This window comes from Xanthomonas sp. SHU 199, assembly GCF_000364665.1.
In the GTDB taxonomy this organism is placed as follows: domain Bacteria; phylum Pseudomonadota; class Gammaproteobacteria; order Xanthomonadales; family Xanthomonadaceae; genus Xanthomonas_A; species Xanthomonas_A sontii.
Window position 1 is genome coordinate 1 of the sequence record NZ_AQOI01000634.1, and the last position, 8,658, is coordinate 8,658.

Below are 8,658 nucleotides of genomic sequence, written 5' to 3' on the forward strand. Positions count from 1 at the left end.
GCGCGGCCGCGCCCGAGGACGCTGCGCCGCTGCTGCAGGCGCAGGGTCTGGCCCGGCGCGGCCAGTTGCAGCCGGTCGACCTGCAACTGCGCCAAGGCCAGGTGCTGGGCCTGGCCGGCCTGCTCGGCGCTGGCCGCACCGAACTGGCGCGGTTGTTGTTCGGGCTGGACCGTGCCGATCGCGGCCGCGTGGCGATCGACGGCCGCGACGTGGCGCTGCGCGGCCCGCCCGACGCCATCGCCCACGGCCTGGCGCTGTGCCCGGAAGAACGCAAGACCGAGGGTATCGTCGCCGAACTGTCGGTGCGCGAGAACATCGTGCTGGCGCTGCAGGCGCGCATGGGCCTGCGCCGGTTCCTGGCGCCGGCCGAGCAGCTGCGCATCGCGCAGGGCTACGCGGACGTGCTGGGCATCAAGACCGCCAGCCTGGAGACGCCGGTGGGGCTGCTCTCCGGCGGCAACCAGCAGAAGGTGGTGCTGGCGCGCTGGCTGGCGACGCGGCCGCGGTTGCTGATCCTGGACGAACCCACCCGCGGCATCGACATCGCCGCCAAGCAGGAGATCATGACCCGGATCCTGGCCCTGGCACGCGAGGGCATGGCGGTGCTGTTCATCTCCGCCGAGGTCGCCGAGATCGCGCGCATCGCCGACCGCATCGCGGTGCTGCGCGAACGCCGCCTGGTCGGCGAACTGCCCGGCGGCTGCGGCGAGCGCGCGATCTTCGAGCTGATCGCCGGGAGCGCGGCATGAGCGCCACCGCCACGCCCGACACCACCGCATCGCGCTGGTCGGCGCGGCTGCGCGCGCATCCGTTGTTCTGGCCGCTGGCGACGCTGGCGGTGCTGCTGCTCGGCAACGGCCTGTTCGACCCCGGCTTCCTGAGCCTGCAATGGCGCGACGGCCACCTGTACGGCAACCTGGTCGACATCGGCAACCGTGCCGCGCCGCTGGCGCTGGTGGCGATGGGCATGACCCTGGTGATCGCGGTGCGCGGCCTGGACATCTCGGTCGGCGCGGTGGTGGCGATCGCCGCGACGGTGGCGGCATGGATGATCGGCGGCGGCGAGCACAGCCGCTTACCGCTGTGGGCGGTGCTGCTGGCACCGCTGCTGGTGGCGGCGCTGTGCGGGCTGTGGAACGGGCTGCTGGTGGTCAAGGTCGGCATGCAGCCGATCATCGCCACGCTGATCCTGATGGTGGCCGGGCGCGGCATCGCGCAGTTGATCGGCGACGGGCAGATCCTCACCATCTACTACCCGCCGTATTTCTACCTGGGCAACGGCTTCCTGCTAGGTCTGCCGTTCGCGCTGTTCGTGGTCGCGGCGGTGTTCGCGGCCTTGCAACTGCTGCTGGGGCGCACCGCGCTGGGGCTGTTCGTGCGCGCCATCGGCCACAACCCGCGCGCGGCGCGGGTGGCCGGCGTGCGTGCGCGGCTGATCGCGGTGTTGCTGTACGTGTTCTGCGCGTTCAGCGCCGGCCTGGCCGGGTTGCTGATCAGCTCCAACGTCAAGAGCGCCGACGCCAACAACGCCGGGCAATTGATGGAACTGGACGCGATCCTCGCGGTCACCCTCGGCGGCACGCTGCTCGATGGCGGCCGCTTCAGCCTGGCCGGCAGCGTGATCGGCGCGCTGATCATCCAGACCCTGACCGCGACCATCTACGCCTTCGGCGCGCCGGCGCAGGTGACCATGCTGATCAAGGCATTGCTGGTGTTCGCGGTGATGCTGCTGCAATCGCCGCGCTTCCGCGCCCACCTGCGCGGCTGGATCCGGCGGCCGCCGCCGCAGGTGCGGCCATGAGCGCGGCGGCTCCACGCCCGGTTGGGTCCGGCCTGCGCAAGGCGGCGGGCGTGCTGCAGGGCGCCCGCCTGCCGCTGGCGATCACCGTGGCGCTGTTCGTGGCCATGCTCGCGGCCGGCGGCGTGCTCTACGACGGCTTCCTGGCGCCGCAGGTGCTGGCCAATCTGTTGATCGATAACGCCTTCCTGTGCATCGCCGCGGTGGGCATGAGCCTGGTGATCCTCAGCGGCGGCATCGACCTGTCGGTGGGCGCGGTGCTGGCGTTCACCACCGTACTGTCGGCATCGCTGGTCGAGCGCCACGGCTGGTCGCCGCTGGCGGCGATCCCGCTGGTGCTGCTGCTCGGCAGCGTCTTCGGTGCGTTCATGGGCCTGCTGATCCAGCGCTACCGCCTGCAGCCGTTCGTGGTGACCCTGGCCGGCATGTTCCTGGCGCGCGGTGCCAGTTACCTGATCAGCGTCGATTCGATCCCGATCACCGACCCGCTGTACACCGCGATCGCGCAGGCGCGGCTGCCGCTGGGCGGCGACGCGTCGCTGTCGATCGGTGCGTTGATCGCGCTGGCGACGGTGGCGCTGGGCATGTGGCTGACCCAATGCACCCGCTTCGGCCGCTGCGTGTACGCGCTCGGCGGCAGCGAGGCCTCGGCGCGGCTGATGGGCCTGCCGGTGGAGGCGACGCAGGTGCGCGTCTACGCCTTCAGCGGCTTCTGCTCGGCGCTGGCCGGGGTGGTGTGCACGTTCTACATGCTGTCCGGCTACAGCCTGCATGCGCAGGGCCTGGAACTGGACGCCATCGCCGCGGTGGTGATCGGCGGCACGCTGCTGGCCGGCGGCAGCGGCTACGTGATCGGCACCCTGTTCGGCGTGCTGATCCTGGGCGCGATCCAGACCCTGATCGTGTTCGACGGCACGCTCAGCTCGTGGTGGACGCGCATCGTGATCGGTGGCCTGTTGCTGCTGTTCTGCCTGTTGCAGCGACTGCTGACCCGGCGCCTGCCGCAGGGTGCGGCGAGCGAGTGAGCGGCACGGCGGCGTAGAATTCGGCAACCGCAACCGGAGCGCCGACATGCTGACCATCTGGGGCCGCCACAATTCGAGCAACGTGCGCAAGGTGCTGTGGTGCGCGGAGGAGATCGGCCTGGCCTACACCTCCATCGAGGTCGGCGGCGCGTTCGGCGGCAACGACCAGCCGGCCTATCGCGCGCTCAATCCCAATGGCCTGGTGCCGGCGATCGAGGACGATGGCCTGGCGCTGTGGGAATCCAATGCCATCGTCCGCTACCTGGCCGCGCGCTACGCCCCGGCCACGCTGTACCCGCAGGACCCGGTGCTGCGCGCGCAGGGCGACAAGTGGATGGACTGGACCACCTCGCGCTTCGCCGGCGCCTTCCGCGATCTGTTCTGGGGTGTGCTGCGTACCGCGCCGGAACAGCGCGATGCAGCCAGGATCGCCGCCGCGCTGGAACAATCGGCCGAGCTGTTGCACACAGCCGACGCCGCACTGTCGCAACAGCCTTGGCTGTCGGGCGAGCACTTCGCCATGGGCGACATTCCGCTGGGCAGCTTCGCCTATGCCTGGTTCGAGATGCCGATCGAACGCCCGGCACTACCGCACCTGCACGCCTGGTACCAACGTCTGCAGCAGCGCCCGGCCTATCGCAAGGGCGTGATGACGGCGCTGACCTGAGTGCGGCGTTTCCGGCGGGGGACGGTGCCGTTGCGGCGGTGGCCATGCCCGTCAACCGCTCGCTCCCACCTGACGGCAAGGAGCCGCCACCCGTGATCGAACCTCCCAAGATCGTGCTCTGCATTCCCGGCCCATGGCCGGATCGCGCGGACCTGCTCGCGCGCATCGTCCAGGACAGCGGCGGCTACCTGTTCGCCGGGCACGTGCTGATGCACATGGACAGCGGCCAGGCATGCGAACTGCAGTACGAACCGCACGATGCGCGCATGGCCGGCGCGTTCGCCGCCGCCGGCCCGCACTGGCGCGGCTCGGCCGACATGGCGCGTATCGGGACGCATGCGTCCGTCGTCTACCTGATCGGTGCCGGCGGCTCGCGGGTGCGTGCGGAGACGATGATGCGCGCAGCCGCGGCGTTGCTGGACGCCGGCGGCCTGGGGGTGAAGGTGGAAAGCAGCGGCGTCGCCCACAGCCCCGCCGACTGGCGGCAACTGTGCGCGGACCTGGCGCTAGGCAGCGCCCACCGCGCCTATGTGTTGAACATCACCGGCGAGCAGGTGCACTCCTGCGGCATGCACCAGTTCGGCATGAAGGACGCGATCGTCGCGGCGCAGGCGGCATCCGACCCGGTCGCCCTGCTGCACACCTTCACCTGCTACCTGTTCAACGAAGCGCCCGACGTGCGCGCCGGCCATACCTTCTCGGTCGCGGCGGATGCGCCGCGCTACCGGATCCAGGCCGAAGCCAGCAGCCAGTTCCAGCCCGGCGACCTGTTCGCCAATCCCTATGGACTGTGGCGGCTGACGCCGCTCTGACGCCGCGTTGCTTCCTGCATCCGTGTGCGGTGTCGGCGACGCGCCGCCGAACGCGTGCGCGCCTCAGGGTCTCCCGCCCGCCACCGCCGGCAGCGCGTCGCCGCCCGCACGGCGCATCACCCAGTTGAACAGCGGGGTGGCCATCAGCGTAGAGGTGATGGCCATCAGCACCAGGATCGAGAACAGGCCCTGTTCGATCACCCCGGCCTGCAGGCCGATGTTGATGATGATCAGCTCCATCAGGCCGCGCGCGTTCATCAGTGCGCCGATCGCCATCGCATTGCGGTTGGTCTCGCCGCTGATCCGCGCCGCCGCCCAGCAGGCGATGCCCTTGCCCAGGAACGAAGCCAGCAGCACCGCGCCGGCGGCCAGCAGGATCTGCGGGTCCAGCAGCACGCTCAGCTCGGTCTTGAGCCCGGAGAAGGTGAAGAACATCGGCAGCAGGAACACCACCACGAACGGCTGCAATTGCTCGCGCAGTTTTTCGGTCAGAGCGCCCTTGGGCAGGCAGGCGCCGAGCAGGAAACCGCCGAACACCGCGTGGATGCCGATCGCGTCCATCGCCCAGGCGCTGACGCAGAACAGCATCAGCACCACCGCCAGCACCCCGGCGCTCAGCGGTTGCTCGGGGCGCACGTGGTCGGCCAGGCGGCGCAGCCAGTGGCGGCCGACCAGCAGCATGAACAGCGCGTAGCCCACGCCGCCGCCGATCGCCAGATAGGCACTGCCCCAGCTGCCGCCGAAGCTGGCCAGCACCAGCGCGAGGATGCACCAGGCCGCGGCGTCGTCGACCGCGCCGGCGGTCAACGCCAGCGTGCCCAGCGGGCTGCCGGTGAGACCGCGCTCGTGGATGATCCGCGCCAGCATCGGGAACGCGGTGATGGCGATGGCCGCGCCCAGGAACAGCGACGCCTCCAGCAGCTTGGCCTTGGCCGAGAACAGCCCGGGCACGTGCAGCAGCCATGGCGCCAGCACGAAGGCGAGCACGAACGGCACGGCGATGCCGGCCAGCGACACGCCCATCGCGCTGCGGTAGCGCGTGCGGAAGTGCTCGCCGCGAAAATCGGTGCCGACCAGGAACATGTACAGACCCACGCCGAACTGCGCGGCCACGTACAGCATGTCCAGGGTCGGCTTGGGGAACAGCGCCTGCTGCAGGTCCGGCAGCAGCGCGCCGAACAGCGACGGCCCCAGCGCCACGCCGGCGATCATCTCGCCGACCACCTGCGGCTGGCCCAGGCGCCTGGCCAGCAGGCCGACCAGCCGGCACACCAGCAGGATCACCGCCGCCTGCAGGAAGAAATACACCGACATCTGCGGGGTGGTCATGGGCGGCCGTCCTGGAAGTGTCGGCGGATGATAGGAGGCCGTGGCGATGAAATCCATGCGGCCGCGCCTCACATGGTGGGGCGGGGCGCGTTTGCGGTATGGTGCCTGGCGCGCGCATGGCGCAGGCCGTACACGCATGCGGACCGACACCGCAGGACGCACCGGGGAGCGAAGCGATGAGCAAGGGATGGACGCGGCGGCAATGCCTGGGCGCCGCTGCCGCGGGCGCAGTGGCCGGTTTGATGCCTGGGGCCGCCATCGCGGGCGCCGCCGCTGCCGGTGCGGACGATGCCGACGCGCTGTACCGGCGTGCGTTGGTGCTCGACGCCAACGCCCTGGCCTCGATCGGGCAGGTATTCGATGGCTCGGATGCACCGCAGCTGTTGCAGCAATTGCGCGATTCCGGCGTGTCGGCGCTGAAGACCACGCTGGGCGGTGCGGCCGGCGACTTCGAGACCGCCGTGCAGGACATCGCCGCCGCGCAGGCGCTGGTCGAGCGCTATCCGCAGCATTTCCTCAAGGTGCTGCAGCCGGCCGACCTGCGCCGCGCCAAGCGCGAGGGGCGCCTCGCGCTGATCTTCTCCTTCGAATCGGCAGCGATGCTGGAGGACAAGCCCGCGCGCATCGACCTGTTCCGCCAGCTCGGGGTGCGGGTCATGCAACTGACCTACAACCGCACCACGCCGTTCGGCGTGGGCTGCCTGGACGGCGACACGGGCGGCGTCACCGCGCTCGGCCGCGACGCCATCGCGCGCATGAACCGTCTCGGCGTGGCACTGGATCTCAGCCATTGCAACCTGCAGACCACCCGCGACGGCATCGCCCTGTCGCAGCGCCCGCCGGTCATTACCCATGCCGGCTGCGCCGCGGTGTTCGTGCATCCGCGCAACAAGCAGGACGCCGAACTGCGCGCGCTGGCCGACAAGGGCGGGGTGATGGGCGTGTACATGCTGCCGTTCCTGACCGAGGACAGCCGCCAGCCGCAGCTGGCCGACTACATGCGCCATCTGCAGCACGCCCTGGACGTGTGTGGCGAGGACCATGTCGGCATCGGCACCGACTCGCTGTTCTTCCCGATCACCGAGCAGGACCGGCGCGCCTTCGAGGAAGACCTGGTGCAGCGCCGTCGCGACGGCATCGGCGCCCCGGGCGAGAACCGTCTGCCCTATCTGCCCGACGCCAACACCCCGCGCAAGCTCGAACGCGTGGCCGACGCGCTGCTGCGCCAGGGCTACAGTGCCCGGGTGGCCGAGAAGGTGCTGGGAGCGAATTTCGAACGGGTGTTCGGCGAGATCTGGAGTGTGTGACGCTGTGCAGTGCGCAAAGAACCTGCGTGACGCCCATGTAGGTGGTGCGTTGCACGCAGCGTCTTTCACCGTTCCAACAGCACCGCGCCGCCCGCATTGACCGGGCCCTCGCACAGGTTCAGACTTGCGGCCACATTTCCACCCGAACGTCCACGCCGTCATGGCCCACGCACCGCTGCTGATATTGCCCAACGCCCTGCGCGTCAGCGCAGGCCGGGTGCGCCTGCCTGAAGGAGTGGTCGACGCCGTGCGCTAACGCCGGCCATCGCCGATCCGCCGCAGACAAGCACCCGATGGGTGCTTTTTTATTGCCTGTTTTTCGCTGTTCCACCGTTCCGACACGCCAAGGAGAACGTGCCATGCACCACGCCGCCGAACCCGAAACCTAGCCGCATGCCCGCCTCGCCAACCGGGGCATGCGGCGTCCCCCGTGTTGGCAATGCGGAGTCTTTCTCATGAACACGAACACCCTTTCCCGCTGGCGCAATCTCGGCATCATCGCCCACATCGACGCCGGCAAGACCACCCTCACCGAACGCCTGCTGTGGGCCGCCGGTGCGATCCATCGTGTGGGCGAAGTCCACGACGGTGCCGCCACCACCGATTTCTCGGACATCGAACGTGCGCGCGGCATCAGCATCGGTGCGGCCGCGGTACAGGCGCAGTGGGCGCCAGCCGGGCAGCCGGTGCATCGCCTGACCCTGATCGACACACCCGGGCACATCGATTTCGCGATCGAGGTGGAACGCTCGCTGCGCGTGCTCGACGGCGCGGTAGCTGTGTTCTCCGCGGTCGACGGCGTGCAGCCGCAATCCGAAACCGTGTGGCGGCAAGCACGCCGCCACGGCGTGCCGATGCTCGCGTTCGTCAACAAGATGGACCGTGCCGGTGCCTCGTTCGACGGCGTGCTGGCGCAGTTGCGCAGCAAGCTCGACGCGAAGGTCTGGGCGGTCGGCGTGCCGGTGTCGGGCGACTCCGGCTTCGACGGCTGGAGTGACTTGGTCGACGGCCGCCTGCTGAGCTGGGACGATGCGGGGCAACTGCACACGCGCGCCTGGAACACCGAGGAGGTGGCCACGTTCGCGGATGCACGCGAGCAGTTGATCGCCGCGGTGGCCGAGCACGACGAGGCGCTGGCGCAAGCCTATCTCGAGGAACGCGCGATCGACGCCGAGCTGCTGCGCGCCGCCTTGCGCCGGGCCACCCTGGCCGGCGCCGGCGTGCCGGTGCTGGCCGGCTCGGCGTTCAAGCGCAAGGGCATCGAGCCGTTGCTGGACGCGATCGTCGACTGGCTGCCGTCGCCGCTGGACCGCCCGTCGGTCGTCGCCCGCGCCGATGCGGACACCGATGCCGGTGCCGAAGACGGGCACGCGACCTTGCTGGCGCCGGATCCGTCCGGTCCGCTGGCGGCGCTGGTGTTCAAGTTCGCGCATACCGCGCAGGGGCCGCTGGCCTTCGTGCGCGTGTATTCGGGCACCTTGCGCGTCGGCGACACGGTGTGGACGTCGCATGCGCGGCGTCCGCGCCGGGTCGGGCGGCTGGCGGTGGTGCAGGCGCAGCGCACCCACGACGTGGCGCAGGCGCAGGCCGGCGAGATCGTCGCCGTGCTCGGCTGGAAGGACGCGGTCAGCGGCGAGACGCTCAGCGGCGTGCAGGCGCGGTGGGTGCTGGAACGCATCCGCACACAGCCGCCGGTGCTGGCGTGGCGGCTCGGCGCGGG

Annotated in this window: 8 protein-coding genes; 7 read left to right on the top strand and 1 reads right to left on the bottom strand. The window is 70.3% G+C overall.

Translation table 11 applies throughout. The features are described from left to right. The 5 genes from D183_RS0118270 to D183_RS0118290 all read left to right on the top strand — a co-directional run. Positions 1-749 (top strand): ATP-binding cassette domain-containing protein (locus tag D183_RS0118270; protein ID WP_017910267.1); only part of this gene is annotated, 749 nt, incomplete at its 5' end. Next, positions 746-1,801: an ABC transporter permease gene (locus D183_RS0118275; protein WP_017910268.1), complete on the top strand. Its 1,056-nt coding sequence runs from the start codon at positions 746-748 to the stop codon at positions 1,799-1,801. The genes D183_RS0118270 and D183_RS0118275, both read left to right, overlap by 4 nt. After that, positions 1,798-2,823 carry a galactofuranose ABC transporter, permease protein YjfF gene (gene yjfF, locus D183_RS0118280; RefSeq protein ID WP_017910269.1) on the top strand — a complete coding sequence of 342 codons (1,026 nt, stop codon included), beginning with the start codon at positions 1,798-1,800 and terminating at the stop codon, positions 2,821-2,823. The genes D183_RS0118275 and yjfF overlap by 4 nt, the downstream gene beginning before the upstream one ends. 46 nt (positions 2,824-2,869) lie before the next feature. Further along, complete coding sequence (locus tag D183_RS0118285) at positions 2,870-3,490, top strand: glutathione S-transferase family protein (protein ID WP_017910270.1); 621 nt, start codon at positions 2,870-2,872, stop codon at positions 3,488-3,490. 92 nt (positions 3,491-3,582) lie between these two features. Then, positions 3,583-4,302 carry a hypothetical protein gene (locus D183_RS0118290; protein ID WP_026144623.1) on the top strand — a complete coding sequence of 240 codons (720 nt, stop codon included), beginning with the start codon at positions 3,583-3,585 and terminating at the stop codon, positions 4,300-4,302. Between the two features lie 63 nt (positions 4,303-4,365). Here the strand turns inward: D183_RS0118290 and D183_RS0118295 are convergent, their stop codons facing one another. Next, positions 4,366-5,631 carry a cation:proton antiporter gene (locus D183_RS0118295; protein WP_017910272.1) on the bottom strand — a complete coding sequence of 422 codons (1,266 nt, stop codon included), beginning with the start codon at positions 5,629-5,631 and terminating at the stop codon, positions 4,366-4,368. Between the two features lie 176 nt (positions 5,632-5,807). Here D183_RS0118295 and D183_RS0118300 point away from each other — a divergent pair, with 176 nt between their 5' ends. Together D183_RS0118300 and D183_RS0118305 are read left to right on the top strand one after the other, a co-directional pair. Next, the gene (locus D183_RS0118300; protein ID WP_039728559.1) at positions 5,808-6,938 is read left to right on the top strand and encodes a dipeptidase; all 1,131 of its coding nucleotides are present in this window, start codon (positions 5,808-5,810) and stop codon (positions 6,936-6,938) included. Positions 6,939-7,393: 455 nt separating this feature from the next. After that, positions 7,394-8,658, top strand: a 1,265-nt coding sequence (locus D183_RS0118305) for a GTP-binding protein (protein ID WP_017910274.1), incomplete at its 3' end; no start/stop codon positions are given.